We start from the raw sequence: 20,390 nt of genomic DNA on the forward strand, positions 1-20,390 counted from the left end.
CAGATGTCATCTTATTGAACCGTTGCTATCACAGCAGGGTTTTTTCTTTTTTCAGGGATATGCTAAACTTGATCTATCAATAACAAAAATATTCCAGCTAATAAGGAGGTGGTGCCCAAATGACAACGAACAATGAACCCAATAGATTAATCGCCGAGAAATCGCCATACTTACTTCAACATGCTCATAATCCTGTGGAATGGTTCCCTTGGAACGAAGAAGCGTTTGACAAAGCGAAACGAGAAAATAAGCCTATTTTCTTATCTATTGGGTATAGCTGACGTTGATGACACACATGAACCTGTCATTGGTGCCACGTCATGGCACATGAATCATTTGAAGACCAAACCGTAGCTGAGATGCTGAACAAAGATTTCATTTCAATCAAAGTTGACCGTGAGGAGCGGCCGGATGTCGATCATATCTACATGGCTGTATGTCAGGCGATGACTGGACAAGGCGGCTGGCCGCTTTCGGTGTTCATGACCCCAGAGAAAAAGCCTTTCTTCGCCGGGACCTATTTACCGCGCAGCCGTAAGTATAATCGAGCAGGGATGGTTGAGATCATTGCACAGCTCGCGGGTAAATGGAAGGAAGATCCTGATCGAGTTCGCGAGGTTGGTGATCAAGTGATCACGGAAACGACGAGTCGATTATTGGAGCATCAAACAGGCGATATATTGACGGAGGATACTTTACATGAGGCTTTTCGTTTGTATGACTCTAATTTTGATGCCGAAAATGGTGGATTTGGCAGCTCACCGAAGTTTCCTACCTCCCACAACTTGTCATTTCTATTGAGATATTATAAGAAAACGGGGAATGTGCGAGCGCTTGAAATGGTTGAAATAACGCTAGATGCGATGCACCGCGGGGGCTTGTATGATCATATAGGATTCGGTTTTTCCCGTTATTCTGTTGATGCCAAATGGGTAGTGCCGCATTTTGAGAAGATGTTGTATGATAACGCTCTTTTGGTGATGACGTACATAGAAGCGTATCAGGTGACTGGAAAAGACAAATATGCCGAGGTGGCTGAGCAAATTATTACGTATGTGCTTCGCGATATGACGGACGAAGGCGGCGCTTTCTATTCTGCGGAAGATGCGGATTCGGAAGGCGAGGAAGGGAGGTTCTACGTCTGGACGATGGACGAAGTGGAGGACGTTCTAGGTATCGACGATGGAGATCTCTATAGTGAGATCTATGGTTTGACGGAGTCGGGGAACTTTGAGGGGAAAAATATCCCGAATTTGCTAGATACGACGCTGGCGTCTTTTGCGAGGCGGAGGCAAACCCCGCTTGAAGAGCTGAAGCAGCAGTTGGAAGCTGCCCGTGTCAAGCTTTTCACGCACCGCGAAAAGCGGATCCATCCGGGGAAGGATGATAAAATTCTGACCTCGTGGAACGGTCTGATGATCGCTGCGCTGTCCAAGACCGCACGTGCCTTGGACAAGCCCATGTACGCGGATGCCGCCACGAAGGCCGCGGATTTCTTGCTTCGCGAGTTGCGCCGCGAAGATGGGCGCTTGCTTGCACGCTATCGCGATGGCGAAGCGGCGTTCCTGGGCTACGTGGACGACTACGCGTTCCTCGTCTGGGGGCTGATCGAGCTGTACGAGACAACGTTCGAGCTGCGCTATCTCAGTGAAGCGGTACAGCTGAACGCAGAGATGCTTCGTCTCTTCGGTGACGAAGCGAAGGGCGGGCTCTTCTTCTACGGCAGCGATGCCGAGCAGCTGCTCACCCGCCCCAAAGAGTTCTACGACGGCGCGATGCCGTCGGGTAATGGAGCAGCCGCGCTCAATATGCTGCGGCTGTCCAGGCTGACCTACGACGCGAAGCTGTCGCAGGCAGCGGATGAGCAGCTCCAGGCATTCGCTGGAGCTGTCAGCAAGTACCCGCCGGGCCACGCGCTGACGCTGGCCGCGCTTGATTTCGCATATGGCGAAGCCTGCGAAATTGTGATCGCCGGCGACCCGGCGAAGCCGGAGACACTGATGACCATGCTTCGCACGGTGCAGCGGCAGTATCTGCCGAATGCGCTACTGATTCTTCACCCGCCGGGAGCGGCAGGGGAAGAGGTGCGCCAGCTAATTCCGCTGGTACAAGACAAACTGCCGCTAGGCGGACGGGCTACAGCGTATGTGTGCCAGAACTTTGCGTGCCAAGCGCCAACGCAAGACATCGAGGACCTCGAAAATCTCTCCTTCCAACACTGATAATAATTATCATTATTGGTTACAATAGACGTAGAAACAAAAAAGAGGCCTTAAAGGCCTCTTTTCAAACTCGCATTTGATTCTCTGCCGATGTAGTTTAGCGTTAAAGATGAACTAAACTTTGGATTCGAAGGTTCGACAATCTGTCTCTTCTGAATTACGTGCTTGATTACTGCCGTGGTGACTCACGATCGAAATCGAGCTAGCGTTGCATTTGTTCCCATTTGCCCAGTATTTGCAGGAATTCACTTCACACATTACATCTTTTGCCATGTCTCTTTCACCTCCCCTACCTCATAGGGTGGGCGAAAGGGACCTCTTTTTATACATCGAGATAAAAATACTTATGGAATGGGAACGTAGATCCCCTATTTATGCGAAAAGGACAGATTTCAAGCGTGAAGGGGAACGTGTGTGCTTTATTTTGTTCAAAACGGGTCTAAAACGCCTGAAATCGAGAGAATAGAGGAATCACGTTCCTTCACATCTTCAAAACTGCCATTTTCGCGGAAATAGCGTACTGACGTTCCCTTAGTAATTTTTACTGTTAGCATGGATGCGATGTGAAGGGAGAAGGACGAAGAGTATGAGGTGGAAGGTGTAGTTAAATGGATTAGTAATAAAAACTAAAAGTTCAAAGGTAGAAAGTAGAAGGTTAAGGGTTAAAGGTAGAAGGTGTACCGATTAGGTTGAGCAATGAAATAGGAACAAGTGTGACGGCAGTTCGAATATACTTGAAGTAACGTATCAACGAACTTCAAGGGGATGAACGTATGGCAACAGCCAAGAATGAGCTACAAACCTGCGTCAGATGTAAATACGTTGCCGAGAAAGAAGACAGGTACTGCATACGTTGCGGAGCGCCGCTCAAAAACAAATGCACAAAAGAGAAATCCCTGATGCATAAGGGTTGCTATAAGGTCAATAAAGCGGATGCGAAGTACTGCGCGGATTGCGGGACGGAAACGACTTTTAGCCAGTGGGGGCTCATCTAGACCATGCGTGCACTTTTCAAATAAAAAACCTGAGACAAGGACGAAGTCCTTACCTCAGGTTTAATTTAGTTTCTGAAGTCTTTAGTTTCTGAAGTCTTGACCTCAGGTTTATTTATTTCAGTTGTACATATCTCAGATTTTATATTCTCTTAGTATTACCTCTAACCCCTACTTCTTCTGCAAAACAGCCTGCCACAAATCAGCCGAATCATACCCTAGCCGCCAAGCCGCCACACCAGCGATATCATACTTTTTCGCTAAGTCCATACGTGCCGTGACGGTCGCTTGATTTTCTACCCAGAGCACGTAAGTGAAGCCATTCTCTTTGTACTCGACACGGTATTGGCCAAATTCATTGTCCCACGTTTGCGTGGTCGTTTTAGACGCCAATAAAGCAGGAATGTCTTTCATTAGAACGGCGCGGTTGTCTACTAATGCGCCTTTCGCATCCAATTGCCATTCGCGTACATAATACGGGATGCCTAGAATGATTTTGTCCCGCGGAATACCGTAGGAAAGGAACTCTTGAATGCCGCCATCAGCCCAAGGAATACCTGCAACAGAGCCAGGCGATGTGCTTCCTTTCCAGTATTGATCGTAAGCCATGATAACGATGTAATCGACGATCGCACCCAGTTTCTCATGATCAAAAGCAGAAAGATGATTCCATTTCACACTGCCGCGCGGCAAATCGATGGAAATAATTAATCCCTTCGCATGCGCGGCGGTCGTCAATTTTGAAATAAACCCTGTAAACGCATTGCGGTCAGAACCTGCTAAGCTTTCAAAATCCACGTTAATCCCAGGAACTCCCAACTGAACGGAACGGTTGACTAAAGCTGTAATAAACTTGTCCTGCGCCGCACTGTCTGCGAGAAACTGAGTTGTTAGTGATGAACTGAATTGATTACTGACTAATGGGTACACGGTATAGCCGCTTTTTTGCAACCATTTGACCGTATCGGCATTCGAGGTATCCTTGAGATTGCCCGCGCTATCTGCCAACTCGAAGTAGGAGGGAGAATCCACATCCAGTCCGAGTGTGTTCGCTACATGTGATTTGATGGTTTCTGCGCCAGAGCTGCCATTCCAGCCCCACACTTGCAGCTTTTTGAAATTGTCCCAAAGCGTACGGTGCTCCAAGGTTTGTATGGATGCATTACTGTATTGTTTTCCATACGATAAAGCTTCAGGGAAGGTTTTAAACTCTCCGATTAGGTTTGAGCTCTGAAACACTTGGTAAGAGGCGTAGTTATTCCATATCTTACGACCTTCTCGATAAATGGAGCTGTGACCCCAAAGCTGCGCATAGCTTATTGCGTCGTCTAAGGAAGTGAATTCCTGTAGGAGGCTATCATTTTGAAACACTTTATAAACTTTAAGATTCCTGTAAACTGTACTTTTGGAGTTGAGATTAACGACAGTGGAGTTCCCCCATTTGAGCGCCTCTTGAATGGCATCTTCTAAGGAAGCAAATCCCCAATTTGGAGCAGAAAATGTTCCTTGATACACTTTGTATAACACGGCTCCAGCGCTGTTAGCACTTTTAGTGGCGGGGGAGATGTTATCCCATATCCACCCATTCGAGTTCAAATCGATAATATGGGCGTTACCCCATTTTTGAGCTTCCGAGATGGCATCTGTCAGACTAGTAAACTTCCAAGTGTCGAGCGTAATTTCATTTTGATAGAGCTGATAACGGGCATAATTATTCCAAACCCAACCTGTGGATTGCAAATCCCGCACACTGGCGTTTGTCCATTTTTTAGCTTCGGCGATAGCCTCATTCAGTGTAGCAAATTGCCATTCGGGCAACGTTACATCCTGCTGATACACTTGATAACGAGGGAGATTGCTCCACACCCAAGTACGCGTGCCGATTTCTTCGACATGACTGTTCGAAAACCATCGAGCATAAGCTTCCGCTTGGCCATACGTTGCAAATTCCATGAGTACCTGATTGTACTGATAGACGCGGTATTTCGTCGTTTTATCTGTGCTTGATGGGCTCGTACTTGCTGCAAGAACTGTTGAAGATACAGTCATTGAGAGGAGTAAGGTGCTTGTGAGTAACCATTTTCCAATTTTCATTCATTCCGCCTCTTTCTAGTAAGCTACTCTATTGGACGTATGAAATGGTAGATTGGTTGCGTTTTCGACGTGTTGGAAGTTGATGGATGCTAGCATGAAGTTGGACGATGGGCAAACTTTTTAGTAACATGATAGAGAATAGTTTAACCGTGATGAACTTAAGGTGAGGGGAATTCAAATGACGCAATATCCAGAGGCATACACCGATTATTTATGTTATTTTCACGGAGAGCGGGATTATTTTGAGTGTCATGAAGTGATGGAAGAATTTTGGAAAGAGCATCCTAATGATCCAGCACGATTAACTTACGTTGGGCTTATTCAAATTGCCGTCGGGATGTATCATAGTCGCAGAGGAAATTATACAGGGGCTGTGAAAATGTTGAAATCTGCTGCGAAAAATCTGCAAGCGGAAGATGTTCGAACGTTGGGCCTGGACGATGTAGAGCTGCAAGCACGGATTGAACAAGCTTGGCAGGCGATTGAACGCGATAACTATCTCTTTGCAGATATGAATTTACCGATTGCTGATCCTGAGCTGCTGAACTTGTGCATGGAATTATGTGAAATGAAAGGTTGGAGCTGGCAAGCACCTAGTCCGATGGCAGATGAAATGATTATTCACAAGCACACGAGAAGAGATCGGTCAGAGGTTATTGAAGAGAGAGCCAGACAACAAGTGATCCGGAAGGAACTAGGTGGGACGCGATGAATTCGGAAGGTAAAATTCTAGTCGTTGAAGATGAACCCAATATATCGGAGGTTGTAAGGCTGTACTTAGAGCACTCCAATTTTGATTCGATTCAGTTGTATCGCGGCGGAGACGTTCTCAAAACGATTGTGAGTGAGAGACCTAGTTTGGTTTTGCTTGACATTATGCTTCCTGATGTTTCCGGGTATGAGTTGTGTGAGCAAATTCGAAAAATGGATGCGCCCTATCATCACACGCCGATTATTTTCCTGACTGCCAAAGGCGAGTCTATTGATAAGTTGAGAGGCTTTAATTTGGGCGTCGACGATTATTTAGTGAAGCCATTTGATCCCAATGAGCTTATTGCACGAATAAAGGCTGTCCTCCGTAGAACGGTGCAACTGCCAGCTGATACAACGCAACCCCAGAGTTCCCCACGCAAATGGTTGGAAATTGGCAATATTATGATTGACTTGGAGCAATATCGGGTCACGGTTGGTGGAAATCGCATTGAGCTCACCCCCAAGGAAATTGAGTTGTTGTTTTTCTTAATGAGTAACCCGGGACGTGTATTTACGCGCGAGGATTTGCTCGGATATGTGTGGAATTTTGATTTTACGGGCGGAACTCGTACGGTGGATGCGCATGTGAAAAACCTTCGAAAGAAATTAGGTCAGCATGAGACCTGGAATATTCAGACCCTATGGGGAATTGGGTATTCGTTCGAGGTCGTACAGCATGCTTAAGCGCTGGATCATGGGGAAATACAATAGCTTATATATTAAAATTTTCCTCTCCTTTCTCGCGACCTGTGTGCTCTTTTTTATCGGCCTTTTCGTTTTTTGGAATTATTATTTTACGGATCTCTTCTACAAGGATAAAATTGAGCTTCTGGAAAAACGGAATGCAGAAGTTATCCGTTTATTGAATTCTGTTCAGGATGGCACGATTTCAACTCGTGAGCTTAAATTTACGGTCCGTATTCTCGCTAGAAGTATTAACGGACAAGTCTGGCTTGTAGATGAGAAAGGGAACATAACCAACGGCTCTTCAGATAGTGAAGGGAGAGCAATCCCGAAGCCGATGGATACCTTGTTTATTGATGGTTTGCATGGCCATTCAGGGCATAGCATGATTAGTATGGAGACGACAGAGGGCACAAGAAACCTATTCGCTTACTATGCTCCTTATCAATTAAACGCACAGCCGATGGTCATTATCCTTCATTTCCCTGCTGGTGATATTCGTGAAGTCATTTCTGCTGTACGGTTAAACATCATATTCCCGCTCCTGTTCTCTCTCTTAGCGGTAGGATTTATTTTGTTTATTGTTTCTCGAAGGCTTGCGGGGCCGCTGCAACAGATGAATCGTGCCGCCTTAGAGCTGGCTCATGGTGATTTCAAAACGAGAGTTCCCGTCACGTCACAGGATGAAGTTGGTCAGCTGGCCACAAGCTTTAACTTCATGGTGGAGAAATTGGAGGAGTGGGAGGAAACAAGGCAAGAATTTCTAGCCAATGTTTCTCATGAGCTTAGATCGCCTCTCACGACATTGAGAGGATTCATCGTTGCGATGAATGATCGCATTATTCCGCAGGAGAAGTATCCGCATTATTTACACATTTGTGATCAAGAGGTGCAGCGATTGCAACGCCTTGTTACGGACCTGTTGGACCTAGCTCAGATTCAAAATGGGGTTGATGTCTTTCGGTTACGTCCTGTTGATATCATCGAACTATTGGAGGATTCGCTTGAGCTCTTGAAGCCAGCTATTGCGGAGAAGCACATTTTGTTGCATCTCATTATGCCGGCGGAGAATGGTGAAGGGTGTCAAGTTCAATTGGATCCGGATCGCTTCGCCCAAATTATCCATAATTTAATGTATAATTCGTTGAAATTCACCCCTGAAGGGGGAACATTGACATTAGCTTTGGAAGAGCACGAGAAGGAAGTCCATTTGTATATTCGAGATACAGGGACTGGAATGACCGCTGCAGAATTAACTCGCATATGGGATCGCTTCTATAAGGCGGATGAGGCAAGGACGTCTAAATCTGACGGTATTTCAGGAACAGGGCTTGGTCTAACCATCGTGAAGCATCTTGTCACGGGGATGAATGGAACTATTGGGGCTCGCTCCCGAGTTGGGGAAGGCACAGAGTTTCGCATCGTATTTCCAAGAGTAGATAGATAATTCACAATTTCGTCACAATTATTTCATACTTCATACATATCTTTCGCCTATCCTGTTGCTGATGGATAGGTTTTTTCTTTTTTTGGAGGTGTTGTAAGTTGAGCTATACACGCAATTGCTTACTGTGTATAACCCTCACGACCTTCTTGTTAGCCGGTTGTAACGGGCAGGGTACTGGACAAGCTGGGCCCACTGTTACTGTGAACCCGTCTACACCTGCTTCGGAACAAGTCGCACAAGAGCTACCTACTGCTGAAGATGTTCAGAATCAAAGAGAACGGCAGTTGGTCATGCTTTTTCAAGGTTTGATCGTGATGGATCGCCAACCTTTACTCGCGTTGACTTCCGAGCAAGCTCACGCTATCCTGCCCATTATTCGCAAAAGTGAGGAAGAAGGAAGCATTGACGAATCCGAACGAAAAGCAGTCATCCAAGTATTAACGAAAGAGCAGAAAGATTATCTGGATGAACAATCGAAGCGATTGAAGCTGCGTATGTCTGAGCGAATGAGCAATCATAGGGAAGAGCTGTCGGCAGCAGAGAGGGAGCGGTATGTAAACGCTTTCGAAAGAAGGAGGAAGATCGAGCAACAGGCTGAAGCTGGTCTGTCAGAGCATGTTAATACCGATACGCAGCAGCCTCCCGATTCACGTGGATTGGGGATAAGCGTTGAGCAGCAATTAATTGAATTACTGGTTTCGAAGTCGTAAGTCAGCGTACAAAAGCTAAGGGGGAAGTATCAGAATGAAATTTTTTCGCAGTAAATGGTTCATTGTGATTGTGGCAATTTGCGTTTGTGCTGGTGGTTCCTATGTGTATTTGGCAAAAGGCAAGAAGACAAAGTCAGCCGAGACGAAAGAAGTTACGGTTGATGTGAAAAAAGGGAACATCCGCTTCTCGGTTTCGGGTACAGCCCAATTTGAGCCGAAGGATACGCAAACGATCACGGCTACAGAAAATGCAAATATCAAATCGATTAACCTGACTCGTAATCAAGCGGTTAAGGCAGGCGATGTTCTGATTGAGCTTACAAGCTCAACGATTGAGAACGATCTTCAAGATGCTCAAGTCACGTATGAGCAAATGCAGAAGGATTTGAACACGAAAGAGCAAATGAAAGGGTTAATGGGGGTAAAAGCACCGATTAGCGGGAAATTGACGTATGCCAATATTGATCTTGGCTCAGCGATTAATAAATCAACGAAAATCGCTACGATTGGCGATGCTAGTACGTTAACGGTTACCCTGCCATTTTTCGTGGAGGATGCTTCCCAATTACATAAAGGAGATACCATCGACATAACCGTGGATGGCTTCATGATCACCAAAACAGGAACGATCACAGCGATTTCCAAAGACCCTAAGTCCGATGGCAAAGGCGGCAAATTGTTCGATATTGATATTAAAATCCCAAATGATAATTCCATGGATGCTGGAATGAATGTCATGGGCACCGCAACGATTGGCGGGAAGACAGCGGATTCACAAGGAAAAGCAACACTTCAATACATACAAGTAGCTACTGTGCTTGCTGCAACAACGGGGAATGTATCCACATTACCTTTCAAAACAGGCGCAAGCGTTCATCAAGGAGATCTGATTGCAACTTTCTTAAATGATACGCTTGACGATGATATTCTAACGGCGCAATCGGCTCTTGAACGTCAGAAGCTGAAGGTTGATGCTGCGCAAGATCGCGTAAATTCCTTGAAAATACTAGCGCCATTCGACGGCGTATTCTCGACAGATTTCGTGAATAAAAAGAGCGATATATTGAGCAGCTTCCGTGTTGGTACGAAGGTATCCAGCGGTACGCAGTTTGGTACAGTAGCAAGCTTCGCCAAAATGCAATTGCCGGTTCAAGTCGATGAGCTCGATCTACCTAACATTAAGGTAGGGATGAAAGCGGAAATTAAGGTCGACTCCTTCCCAGGACGCGTGTTCCCGGCTGAAGTGACACAAGTATCGACGGTCGGTACAACAACGAACGGCGTAACGTTCTATGATGTTGTTCTGGCTACAGAAAACAAAGATAATCAATTGAAATATGGGATGACAGCAACGGGTGAAATTTTGATTCAGGATAAAAAAGATGCTCTGTATATCCCGCCAGAAGCGCTTCAACTGCAACGCGGTAAACGTCTTGTGACGTTGAAAAAAGCAGATGGAACAACTGAGCCGGAACATGAAGTGAAAATTGGTATCCGCTCCACAACGCAAATTGAAATCACGGATGGTCTTAAAGAGGGCGATAAAGTCGTATTGCCTGTTGCTGTGAAGAGACAGCAAAATTTAAGTCAAGATGATATTAATCGCTTAAGACAGCAATTCCAGCAAAATGGTGGAGCCGGTGGTTTTGGTGGAGCCGGTGGCTTCCAAGGCGGCGGAGCTGGTGGAGCAGGCGCAGGTGGGAACGGCGGGAACGCTGGCGGTGGCGGTGCTACGCGGACTAACGGTGGCGGCGGTGGCGCTACAAGATAATGCTGCCCTGAAAGGAGCTATTGCGGTATGAATATCATTGAACTGAAAGATATAACGAAAACTTATAGACGCGGTGAGGAAGATCTCCCCATTTTGCGTAACATATCGCTTTCCGTTGCCGATGGTGATTTCGTCGCCATTATCGGTCCGAGTGGATCCGGTAAATCAACACTCATGAACACGATCGGCTTACTGGACGTTCCGACCTCTGGCAGTTATACCCTGGATGGGGTCGTGACGGAGCATATGAGTGATAATGCCCTAGCGGAGCTCCGCAACCAGAAAATCGGCTTCATTTTCCAACAATTCAATCTTCTGCCTCGGCTAACAGCCATGGAAAACGTTGAACTTCCGATGATCTATGCAGGCATTTCCAAGAAAGAGCGCAAGGAACGTGCGAATGCGATGTTGAAAATGCTCGGAATGGGCGAGCGCGGTCATCATCGACCAAGTGAGCTGTCAGGCGGTCAGCAGCAGCGGGTAGCGATTGCGCGTGCACTGGCGATTTCACCTTCGTTGATTCTGGCGGATGAACCAACAGGTGCATTAGATTCGCGAACGGGTGAGGAAGTGTTGGAGCTTATCCTTCAGCTTAATGCACAAGGCAATACGATTGTCCTCATTACGCATGACCATCATATCGCTGACAATGCGAAACGTGTCGTTGCGCTTCGAGATGGTGTCATCATTGATGATTATCGGAATAGTTCGAAGCTGGATCTGCAGCAGCAAGAGGTGAGTGTATGAAGCTAAGTGAACTGATCCGGATGTCGCTTCGGACGATCATTTCGAGTCCACTGCGTACATTTCTGACCATGCTTGGCGTCATTATTGGCGTAAGCTCCGTTGTAACGCTCGTTTCCATCGGTCAAGGAACTTCGGAGGCTATCGCGAAGCAATACGAGAACATGGGAACGAATTTGCTTGTTGTTACAGCGACGGGGAACGGACGCGCGACGCAGTTGAGCTATGATGATCTGATGAATTTCGAGAACTTCCCGGAGTTCAAATCCATTGCTCCAACGATGACGAAGAACGGCTCCAATATCAAATATGATCGTACACAGGAAAAATATAACGTGCTCGGAACGAATGACCGTTATTTCGACATTATTAAAGCAACAATCGATAAAGGTCGTAACCTGTCACCTGCGGATCTTGAGTTTCGTTCTAATGTCGCTATTTTGGGCAGTGAAGTGACCAAAAAATTCTTCGGGTCATTAAACCCGGTTGGTGAAAATATCAACATCGATGGTGTTGTTTTCAACGTTATCGGTACGCTCAAAGAAAAGGGCTCTAACATTGGCGGGGCTTCCGTTGATAGCTCGGTCATCGTGCCACTTGAATCTGCAAGACGTCAATTCAAGCTGGGGCAAATACGTACAACCTATGTTGAAGCGCCGACGAAAGACGATATTTATACGGCACAAGAAACAATGAAGCAATACCTGACGTATAAGTTCAAAAGCGATACAGGCTTTGTGTTAACGAATCAGGACGAGCTGCTGAAAGCACGGACTGAAGCGACGAACACCCTTACGAATCAATTAGTGGCGGTTGCCTTAATTTCCCTGCTGGTTGGCGGAATTGGGATTATGAATATCATGCTAGTGACGGTAAGTGAACGTACACGTGAGATCGGTATTCGCAAATCCATTGGCGCTAAGCGTCGGAATATTTTGCTTCAGTTCCTAGTCGAAGCGGTCGTTATCAGTGGGATGGGCGGTTTAATAGGGCTTCTCCTTGGCATCGGATTCTCATATGCATTACCTTATTTTAGTCCGAAGCAGACAACGAGTCTCTCTTTTAACGTAGGCCTATATTCTTTCTTATTTTCCGTATTGGTCGGTGTGATATTCGGGTTATATCCGGCAAACAAAGCATCCAAACTGCGTCCGATAGACGCACTACGTTCTGACTAAACTTAACTACAAGGAGGACTTCCTGTGAACCAACAACGTAAGATGAAACGTCTGTTTAGCCGTTCGGCTTTACTGCTAACCGCTGCAAGCTTCCTAACACTTCCTCTGGCTACCTCCGCTTTCGCTGGTAAGGAAGGCGTATTTCTCAGTGATTCCGTCTATTTCACATTAGACAAAGTGACGGTATCGGCAGGTGCTGATGATGGTTCACTTCGTTTCTCACTGGGCTTGAACAATCATAGTAACTCCACGGTAGATTTCAATAACTATGGTGTTAAGGTCATTGATTCGAATGGCATTACGTACACAGCGAAATTGAATGAGAAAGTGGTTGCGCGGGTGAAGGCAGGGGAGACGGGGACGTTTAAGTTCACGTCCGAAATTCCGAGCAATCTTTCACCATCCGATCTGAAGGTAGATATTTTCCAATGGAATTATAATTCTACATCGGATATCGGTGCGCTCTCGGTTGAATCGGCCATGATCGAAGCGGGTCAGACGCTTGAACAACAAGCTGTCATTAATTTGAAAGAGATTGATACTACGCTGGCCGATGATGCCCTAGTAACCGCTAAGCTTGGACAAAGCTATAAAGTGTATAAAGATGGCGTATGGATGGTCTACGCGGATCTCATCTTAAGCAATGAAAGCAGCGCTAGTGTGAAACTGCCAGATGCTCTTGAGCTCAATTTCCAAGACAGCAAAGGGCTAACGTATGGTGTTCAATTTGTGACAAGCGTAGGCACATTGCTTCCTGAGCAACCTGTAACCGTGACGTTACAAGCAGCTGTTCCCGCTTCCCTAGATACGAATAAGTTATCCTTGTTATTCTCACCTAAGGGGAAGGTGAAAACGACGGTTCTAGGCGCGTTGAACGCTGTGAAATCGTTCAATGTAGGCAAGATTGGCGACAAAGGGGCTTACCCGAATACGGATGATAGCGCAGATTTGAATGGGCTCGTTATTTCGACCTCCTGGGCATCAGCTATTAAACAATCGGATGGTCTGCATGTGCAAGCGAATGTGACTTTGACGAACGAGAGTGAAGGGATCGTTACGATTCCTGCCTTGTCCGCCGAGTTCCAGGCTGTTCGCAGCAATGTAGGAGTGACATCGAGTGATAATGCGGTGCGTTCGTCGTACTTATCTCCAAATGAGTCGACAACGTTCCATTTCCAAGGTGTATTACCTGCTGCGCTAAACGCAGATGCCTTGCAATTGGTCGTATTGGAGAAACAAAGTGTGGCTGCTTCCTCCACATCGACACCAACAGGGGCTGGCAGCACGGATAGTACGAAACAAGCGGCATCTTTGCCAGTTGCCGTTACATCACTTGCCGGAGCTGGCGTTGCAGGTGAAGCGACATCCTATGCCGCTGCACAAGCGTATAAGATCGGTGATTCCTTTAAGCTTACTTCGACGAATAACATCGATTCTAACATTGATATGTCTCTCGTTGAGTTTGGCATGAGTGTGAACTCAGACTTTGGCTATAAGACCGTTGTTGCGAAATATAAGCTGACGAATAAAGGAACGTCGACATTGGCCTTGCCTGATTTCCAAACCGATTTGACGAATGAAGAGGGTTATACCTACTCCGGCGTTCGACAAACCAATGTTGCGAAGAGCATCGCGCCTAACACGAGTTATGTGCTTAGTTACTCGTACATGGTGCCTGATGTTGAGGATGCAGATAAGCTTGCGCTCAACCTGTACGATTCAAATCGTCTGGCGGTTGGCTCGTATAAAGCGTCTGTCCAATCCGTAGCAACAACAGGTCCGATCTCCGTTTATCCATTCACGATTAATTTCGACGATTATATTCTTAGTACGACGTATAGCAAAGATTCCTCTTACGCTTACCGGTTGCGGTTAGATCTGGATGTAGAACGTCAAGCGCAAGTGATTACGGATGCGAATTTCTCCTCGCTCTTGTTTGAGATTGTGGATTCCGAAGGACGTCTGTTAACTTCCAAAGCTATGACCTTCACCGGTCAGCAAAAAGTGATGTCTGGCGTACAATATCTCGATTTCGGCAACGTGAAATCAGAGCAAATCAATTCAGGTGCATACATCAACATTTATGAAGTTGTAGCTACACCGAATGGAGATGCGAAACGCTTAATCAAAACGATAAAGCCATAACGAATTGAAAAAAGAGTAGATCCAGGTAAAATCTGGATCTACTCTTTTCGTGTTGTTTATATAAGATCAGGTGATGGCGTATACGCCGCGTCAACTAGATCTAAGCGACCTGTTTCCGGGTCCATGATCAGACCATGAACGGGTAAGTTTTTGGGAAGTAGGGGATGATTGCGAATGATATTCACGCTTTTCTCAATTCCCTCGCGAACATGATTAAAGCCAGTCAGCCAACGCTTCAAGTCGATGCCGGAATGTCCCAGCGTCTCGATGACATCATCAGAAATGCCTCTGTCCTTCGCTTTGGAGATGACGCTTTCGGAGTTGAGTCCTGTCATCCCGCAATCATAGTGGCCAATGACGAATACTTCATCAGCATCCAGCTGATAGACAGCAACAATAATGCTGCGCATGAGACTACCGAAGGGATGAGAGACAATGGCGCCAGCATTTTTAATAATTTTGGCATCCCCATTATGAAGATTCATCGCTTTTGGCAGCAATTCGACTAGCCGCGTATCCATACACGTAACGACAACCATTCGTTTGTCCGGAAATTTCGTGGTCAGAAACTCCTGATATTGCTTCGTTTCTACAAAATCCTTGTTGTAGCTCAAGATCTCATTAATCAAAGACATGGTATTCCCTCCAGGTAAGTTGATGCTGCATTTCTATGTTTTCTGCAGCTTTATCGTTTGTCGACTAAGCTCATACCCGCATTGTAAATTTGATTATTACTCTTCAGTATATAGGATTTATTTCCTTCATGGAAGTCGATTTTCATGTTCTCCTCGAAAAAGATCTCGTCCTTCGCTTTATAAATCAGTGGAAAGGTGTCCGTAAGGGCCTCCTTATCTTCTGCTTTTGCCTCGTTGACTAACCAAAGTGTAGGTACGCCATTGACGGAACATCCGCAGCCTTCGGTGTCAAAAACCAGCTTTAGTAAAGTGTTATTTTGCTCCATATAGGGGGTTAATCGTTGTGTTGCTGTATCGGTAAACGTAATGTTCATGGATGTCATCTCCTTCAAAATTGGTGCGCAAAAAAGCGATCTTCATGGCACTTCTGCTTATTCTACCACAAACTGATCGATATTTGATTCTAGCCCCGGTTGGAAGTATGATAAATATTGAAACATTTGGGAGCGAATGCTTCCGAAGTTAGTTTTTCTAACGAAAAACTTTAAGGAGATGAGCACATGAGTGTTGGTGTTGTGAATGCCAAGTTGGAATCGTTCAAAGCTTATGTTCGTAAAATGAAGCAGTACGAAGAGGCAATCTCTTTGATTTATTGGGACATGCGTACAGGTGCTCCGAAAAAAGGGATCGAAACGCGTTCTGAGGTTGTCGGTGAGCTCTCCACCGAGGTATTTCGGATGTCGACGTCAGATGAGATGGGCAGCTTCGTGGATTTCTTCATGCAGTCAGCTGAACTGGAACAATTAGATCCGATTTCCCGCAAAATGGTGCAGGAATGCAAAAAAGAATACGATCGCAGCAAAAAAATACCGGCTGATAAATATCAAGCCTATGTGGTGTTAACCTCGCAAGCTGAATCCGCTTGGGAAGGCGCAAAACATAATTCGGATTGGGCTTCCTTCCAACCTTATTTGGAGAAAATTGTGGCAACAACGCAGGAGTTCATTGAGCTGTGGGGCTATGAAGGCCATAAATATAACACATTGTTGGATATGTATGAGCCAGGGATGACGGTTGATAAGTTGGATGAGGTATTTGGAACCCTGCGTGAAAAAGCAGTTCCACTGCTTGGGCGGATTAGGGCTTCGGCCAACCAGCCGAATCGTGCATTCTTAGACCAACAATTTGATATAGGCAAGCAGAAGCAATTCTCGCTGTCCATTTTGAAGCAAATGCAATATGATTTTGAAGCAGGACGTCTGGATGAAACCGTGCATCCTTTCGCAACAGCATTGAATCCAGGAGATGTGCGTATTACGACGCGTTATTTGCCAAATGACATTACCTCAGCCTTGTTCGGCACCATCCATGAAGGCGGACATGCGCTGTATGAGCAAAACATTGCTGCTGACCTAGTAGGGACGAATCTCTGCTCGGGTACCTCCATGGGTATTCACGAGTCGCAGTCGCGCTTCTGGGAAAATGTCATTGGCCGCAGCAAACAATTCTGGGATCGCTATTATGGTGAGCTCCAGACGACATTCAGCGGACAAATTGATGATGTGAGTGTAGATGACTTCTATCGTGCGATTAACCATATTGAGCCATCTCTGATCCGGATTGAAGCGGATGAGCTCACATACAACTTACATATCATGATTCGCTATGAGCTCGAAAAAGAGTTGTTCAGCGGCACACTGGCTGTAGCGGATTTACCAGCCGCTTGGAATGCCAAATACGAGGAGTATTTGGGCGTTACGCCTCCGAATGATGGAGAAGGTGTTCTTCAGGATGTCCACTGGTCCGGCGGTGCCTTCGGCTATTTCCCATCGTATGCGCTTGGCAATATGTACGCGGCGCAATTCACCAACACACTCCGCAAAGAGCTGCCTAATTTCGATAGCTTGATTGCGGAAGGTAATCTGGCACCGATCAAAGAATGGTTAACGGAGAAAGTGTACCAGCACGGCAAGCTGCAGACACCGAACGAAATTATTCAAGGAGTGACAGGCGAAGCGTTAAATCCGGAGTACTTGGTGGCGTATTTGGAAGAGAAGTACTCGAACGTGTACGGTATATAGGTGGTAGCATCTTGACTGTGTAATTCAATAAAGATAATCAGTTTAAAACAGCTTTTCTTAGACGGTTTGTTCCGTCGGGAGGAGCTGTTTTTTTGTTGTGACTTGTTTTTGTGAACAAACACAATCCCGTCACGCCCAATTCATCACAAATCCCAAATTTTATTAACTCTCTAAGCTTTTCTGGAAGAACCATTAACCGACGTCTGGGCTCTTGCATACGATACAGTACAATTCGAATCGGGAGGGACGTCTTTTGAACAATCGGAAACGATGGGGATTCACATTATCCGCCGTTCTGCTGCTAAGTCTAGTTGCTTCAGCGTGTGGAACGAAATCGGAGGAAACAACGAAGGTGCGCATTGGTGAGGTGACTCATTCCTTGTTTTACGCACCGCAATATGTCGCGTTATCGCAGGGCTTTTTTAAGGATGAAGGGCTCGATGTGGAACTGACGACAACGCCTGGTGGCGACAAGACGATGACGGCGCTGCTGTCTAATACGATTGATGTTGCACTTGTAGGATCGGAAACATCCATTTATGTCTCACAGCAAGGCTCTGATGATCCCGTTATCAATTTTGCTCAGCTTACCCAAACAGACGGGACCTTCTTGGTTGCCCGGAAAAAAGTAGATACCTTCGATTGGAATGAGCTGAAGGGTAAAGATTTCCTTGGCCAACGTAAAGGCGGCATGCCGCAAATGGCAGGGGAATTCACCCTGAAGAAGCACAATATCGATCCGCAGAAGGATTTAAAGTTGATCCAAAACATTGAGTTTGCGAATATCGTTGCTGCCTATGCCTCGGGAACAGGTGAATATGTGCAGCTCTTCGAGCCGCAAGCATCGATCATTGAGAAAGAGGGCAAAGGATTCGTAGTAGCCTCCTTCGGTGTCGAAAGTGGACATCTGCCGTACACAGTGTTTATGGCGAAGCAAAGCTTTATGAAATCGAATGCGAGCACGATTCAAAAGTTCACCAATGCGATTCAACGAGCGCAGCTATGGGTAGCCTCGAAAAGCGTGGATGAGATTACAGAAGCTGTGCTGCCATATTTTAAAGATATCGATGTCGCGATTGTGAAAAATGTAGTGAAACGCTATAAGGATCAAGGCTCCTACGCAACAGATGGCATTGTCGATGAAAAGGAATGGAACAATTTACTTGATGTGATGACAGCTGCCGGCGAGCTAAAAGAGAAAGTCGCGTGGAACAAATTGGTGAACAATTCATTCGCAGAGAAAGCCAAATCGAATGTGAAGAAATAGGCGCAGTGGAGTCACCGCAGGATGGAGTCAAGAGGAGGTTAGGCCATGGAGACAGCTGTACAGGTTCGAGATGTTACTCAGGTTTATGTAACCGAAGAGCGTGCAACACTTGCGCTTCAAGGGATTTCCTTTGAGATGGAGAAAGGCGAATTCGTTAGTCTGATTGGTCCTAGCGGTTGCGGCAAGACGACACTCTTGTCCCTCATTGCGGGACTACTCCCACCTACATCCGGCCAGATCAACGTATCCCATCACCAGGTCCATGGACCATCGCCTAAAGTGGGTTATATGCTGCAGCAAGACTATTTATTTCCATGGCGATCGATCGAAGATAATGCCTGTATGGGTTTGGAAATCGCGGGCAGTTTGACAAAAGAGAAGAAACAGGGGGCTCTTCACTTGTTGGAGGAAATGGGTCTGCTCGCCTTCAAAGATTACTATCCTGCACAGTTGTCCGGTGGAATGCGCCAACGCGTGGCCCTCGTCCGGACCTTGGCGACAGAGCCGGAGCTGCTTCTACTAGATGAGCCATTTTCGGCACTGGACTATCAAACCAAGCTTCAACTAGAAGATTTAGTTGTGGAGACTCTCCGCGCAAAGAAGAAGACAGCGATATTAGTTACGCATGATATTTCGGAAGCTATCGCAATGAGTGACCGCATTATTGTACTTGAACCTAATCCAGGTCGAATTCGTCAATCCTTCCTGATGCCGGAAGTGATTCGGGCTTCGGTACCATTTGAAGCGAGAGAGTTGCCTGAATTTCATGTCCTATTTCGGCAGATTTGGCAGGAGTTTGGGGGGGTGCAGCATGGCTAATCCAGATGAGTCGCGTATCCGAATCGATACAGCGAACGAAGCGTTAAAGCAAGCTGTTCATCAGCGTTTCCTAAAAGCGAAGAAGAGAGAGACGACATGGGTCCGACTTCTGCAGCTCGCTATCCTGCTCCTATTTTTATCCCTCTGGGAACTCGCATCGCGATTAAAATGGATTGATGTGCTGCTTTTTAGCTATCCGACCAAGGTATTCCATTTGCTGTGGGAAAAGCTGATCGACGGGACACTTCTTCCTCATGTCGCTGTCACGGTGGAAGAAACCATCATTGGATTTTTTCTGGGAACCATTCTTGGAACAGCGTTGGCGGTTGTCATCTGGTGGTCGCCATTCCTATCGCGAGTGCTGGATCCGTACATTGTCGTCCTTAACAGTATGCCAAAGGTAGCTCTTGGTCCGTTGTTTATTGTAGGCTTCGGACCTGGCTTGCTTTCCATTATCGCTACAACACTTTCCATTACGGTTATTATTACGACCCTCGTCGTCTATGGCAGCTTCAAAGAAGTCGATTATAACTACATCAAGATTGTTAAGTTATTTGGGGGTAATCAGCGTAAAGTATTTCTTAAAGCCATTCTTCCTTCTTCTTTTCCAACCATCGTTTCTACGCTAAAAGTCAATGTGGGCTTGGCCTGGATCGGCGTCATCGTCGGCGAATTTCTAGTGTCCCAGAAGGGGCTGGGATACTTAATCATATATGGTTTTCAAGTCTTTAATTTCACCTTGGTTATATCTACCCTATTCGTTATCGCGCTTGTTGCGACGGTCATGTATCAACTTGTAGCCAAGCTAGAGAAGAAACTAACGAAGCATCGGTCATAGAGAGAGGCTT

Annotated in this window: 16 protein-coding genes and 1 pseudogene; 13 read left to right on the forward strand and 4 right to left on the reverse strand. The window is 46.2% G+C overall.

Features of this window, described 5'->3' with window-relative positions:
- Positions 1 to 119: 119 nt before the first annotated feature.
- Positions 120 to 2,222: pseudogene (locus tag AC58P7_RS04980) on the forward strand (thioredoxin domain-containing protein).
- Positions 2,223 to 2,336: 114 nt separating this feature from the next.
- Here AC58P7_RS04980 and AC58P7_RS04985 read toward each other — a convergent pair.
- On the reverse strand, positions 2,337 to 2,495 hold the full coding sequence (locus AC58P7_RS04985; RefSeq protein ID WP_497340425.1) for a DUF1540 domain-containing protein: 159 nt from the start codon (positions 2,493 to 2,495) through the stop codon (positions 2,337 to 2,339).
- A gap of 890 nt (positions 2,496 to 3,385) precedes the next feature.
- Positions 3,386 to 5,308: a glycosyl hydrolase family 18 protein gene (locus tag AC58P7_RS04990; protein ID WP_497340427.1), complete on the reverse strand. Its 1,923-nt coding sequence runs from the start codon at positions 5,306 to 5,308 to the stop codon at positions 3,386 to 3,388.
- 178 nt (positions 5,309 to 5,486) lie between these two features.
- Between AC58P7_RS04990 and AC58P7_RS04995 the strand changes: the two genes are divergently transcribed.
- From AC58P7_RS04995 to AC58P7_RS05030, 8 genes are all read left to right on the forward strand, one after another.
- The gene (locus AC58P7_RS04995; protein WP_497340429.1) at positions 5,487 to 6,020 is read left to right on the forward strand and encodes a DUF309 domain-containing protein; all 534 of its coding nucleotides are present in this window, start codon (positions 5,487 to 5,489) and stop codon (positions 6,018 to 6,020) included.
- Complete coding sequence (locus AC58P7_RS05000) at positions 6,017 to 6,745, forward strand: response regulator transcription factor (protein ID WP_497340431.1); 729 nt, start codon at positions 6,017 to 6,019, stop codon at positions 6,743 to 6,745. The genes AC58P7_RS04995 and AC58P7_RS05000 overlap by 4 nt, the downstream gene beginning before the upstream one ends.
- Entirely contained in the window at positions 6,738 to 8,192 is a 1,455-nt protein-coding gene (locus AC58P7_RS05005) for a sensor histidine kinase (protein WP_497340433.1), read from the forward strand. The genes AC58P7_RS05000 and AC58P7_RS05005 overlap by 8 nt, the downstream gene beginning before the upstream one ends.
- A 98-nt stretch (positions 8,193 to 8,290) precedes the next feature.
- Positions 8,291 to 8,902: a hypothetical protein gene (locus AC58P7_RS05010; RefSeq protein ID WP_497340435.1), complete on the forward strand. Its 612-nt coding sequence runs from the start codon at positions 8,291 to 8,293 to the stop codon at positions 8,900 to 8,902.
- A 34-nt stretch (positions 8,903 to 8,936) separates the two neighbouring features.
- Positions 8,937 to 10,673, forward strand: coding sequence for an efflux RND transporter periplasmic adaptor subunit (locus tag AC58P7_RS05015; RefSeq protein WP_497340437.1), 1,737 nt, complete (start codon positions 8,937 to 8,939; stop codon positions 10,671 to 10,673).
- A gap of 27 nt (positions 10,674 to 10,700) precedes the next feature.
- Entirely contained in the window at positions 10,701 to 11,420 is a 720-nt protein-coding gene (locus AC58P7_RS05020) for an ABC transporter ATP-binding protein (RefSeq protein ID WP_497340438.1), read from the forward strand.
- Positions 11,417 to 12,595, forward strand: coding sequence for an ABC transporter permease (locus AC58P7_RS05025; RefSeq protein ID WP_497340440.1), 1,179 nt, complete (start codon positions 11,417 to 11,419; stop codon positions 12,593 to 12,595). The genes AC58P7_RS05020 and AC58P7_RS05025 overlap by 4 nt, the downstream gene beginning before the upstream one ends.
- A 24-nt stretch (positions 12,596 to 12,619) precedes the next feature.
- Positions 12,620 to 14,740: a hypothetical protein gene (locus tag AC58P7_RS05030; protein WP_497340442.1), complete on the forward strand. Its 2,121-nt coding sequence runs from the start codon at positions 12,620 to 12,622 to the stop codon at positions 14,738 to 14,740.
- Between the two features lie 56 nt (positions 14,741 to 14,796).
- Here the strand turns inward: AC58P7_RS05030 and AC58P7_RS05035 are convergent, their stop codons facing one another.
- Both AC58P7_RS05035 and AC58P7_RS05040 read right to left on the reverse strand, forming a co-directional pair.
- Positions 14,797 to 15,375, reverse strand: a complete 579-nt coding sequence (locus AC58P7_RS05035; RefSeq protein WP_497340444.1) for a beta-class carbonic anhydrase — start codon at positions 15,373 to 15,375, stop codon at positions 14,797 to 14,799.
- 50 nt (positions 15,376 to 15,425) lie between these two features.
- Positions 15,426 to 15,749 carry an iron-sulfur cluster biosynthesis family protein gene (locus AC58P7_RS05040; RefSeq protein ID WP_497340446.1) on the reverse strand — a complete coding sequence of 108 codons (324 nt, stop codon included), beginning with the start codon at positions 15,747 to 15,749 and terminating at the stop codon, positions 15,426 to 15,428.
- A gap of 186 nt (positions 15,750 to 15,935) precedes the next feature.
- Between AC58P7_RS05040 and AC58P7_RS05045 the strand changes: the two genes are divergently transcribed.
- The 4 genes from AC58P7_RS05045 to AC58P7_RS05060 all read left to right on the forward strand — a co-directional run bounded on the left by AC58P7_RS05045 (position 15,936) and on the right by AC58P7_RS05060 (position 20,380).
- Positions 15,936 to 17,456 (forward strand): carboxypeptidase M32, encoded by a 1,521-nt coding sequence (locus tag AC58P7_RS05045; protein ID WP_497340448.1) that lies wholly within the window; start codon positions 15,936 to 15,938, stop codon positions 17,454 to 17,456.
- 253 nt (positions 17,457 to 17,709) lie between these two features.
- On the forward strand, positions 17,710 to 18,723 hold the full coding sequence (locus AC58P7_RS05050) for an ABC transporter substrate-binding protein (protein ID WP_497340449.1): 1,014 nt from the start codon (positions 17,710 to 17,712) through the stop codon (positions 18,721 to 18,723).
- A 45-nt stretch (positions 18,724 to 18,768) separates the two neighbouring features.
- On the forward strand, positions 18,769 to 19,542 hold the full coding sequence (locus AC58P7_RS05055) for an ABC transporter ATP-binding protein (RefSeq protein ID WP_497340451.1): 774 nt from the start codon (positions 18,769 to 18,771) through the stop codon (positions 19,540 to 19,542).
- The gene (locus AC58P7_RS05060; protein WP_497340453.1) at positions 19,535 to 20,380 is read left to right on the forward strand and encodes an ABC transporter permease; all 846 of its coding nucleotides are present in this window, start codon (positions 19,535 to 19,537) and stop codon (positions 20,378 to 20,380) included. Before AC58P7_RS05055 ends, AC58P7_RS05060 begins: the two co-directional genes overlap by 8 nt.
- Positions 20,381 to 20,390: the final 10 nt, after the last annotated feature.

It is taken from the genome of Paenibacillus sp. J22FR5 (genome assembly GCF_059691975.1).

Bases quoted from the DNA above. Each gene is read 5' to 3' on its own strand.
- AC58P7_RS05025 (WP_497340440.1), top strand. From the start codon at position 11,417: ATGAAGCTAAGTGAACTGATCCGGATGTCGCTTCGGACGATCATTTCG.
- AC58P7_RS04995 (WP_497340429.1), top strand. From the start codon at position 5,487: ATGACGCAATATCCAGAGGCATACACCGATTATTTATGTTATTTTCAC.
- AC58P7_RS05020 (WP_497340438.1), top strand. From the start codon at position 10,701: ATGAATATCATTGAACTGAAAGATATAACGAAAACTTATAGACGCGGT.
- AC58P7_RS05035 (WP_497340444.1), bottom strand. From the start codon at position 15,375: ATGTCTTTGATTAATGAGATCTTGAGCTACAACAAGGATTTTGTAGAA.
- AC58P7_RS04985 (WP_497340425.1), bottom strand. From the start codon at position 2,495: ATGGCAAAAGATGTAATGTGTGAAGTGAATTCCTGCAAATACTGGGCA.
- AC58P7_RS05015 (WP_497340437.1), top strand. From the start codon at position 8,937: ATGAAATTTTTTCGCAGTAAATGGTTCATTGTGATTGTGGCAATTTGC.
- AC58P7_RS05040 (WP_497340446.1), bottom strand. From the start codon at position 15,749: ATGAACATTACGTTTACCGATACAGCAACACAACGATTAACCCCCTAT.
- AC58P7_RS05055 (WP_497340451.1), top strand. From the start codon at position 18,769: ATGGAGACAGCTGTACAGGTTCGAGATGTTACTCAGGTTTATGTAACC.
- AC58P7_RS04990 (WP_497340427.1), bottom strand. From the start codon at position 5,308: ATGAAAATTGGAAAATGGTTACTCACAAGCACCTTACTCCTCTCAATG.
- AC58P7_RS05000 (WP_497340431.1), top strand. From the start codon at position 6,017: ATGAATTCGGAAGGTAAAATTCTAGTCGTTGAAGATGAACCCAATATA.
- AC58P7_RS05005 (WP_497340433.1), top strand. From the start codon at position 6,738: ATGCTTAAGCGCTGGATCATGGGGAAATACAATAGCTTATATATTAAA.
- AC58P7_RS05045 (WP_497340448.1), top strand. From the start codon at position 15,936: ATGAGTGTTGGTGTTGTGAATGCCAAGTTGGAATCGTTCAAAGCTTAT.
- AC58P7_RS05060 (WP_497340453.1), top strand. From the start codon at position 19,535: ATGGCTAATCCAGATGAGTCGCGTATCCGAATCGATACAGCGAACGAA.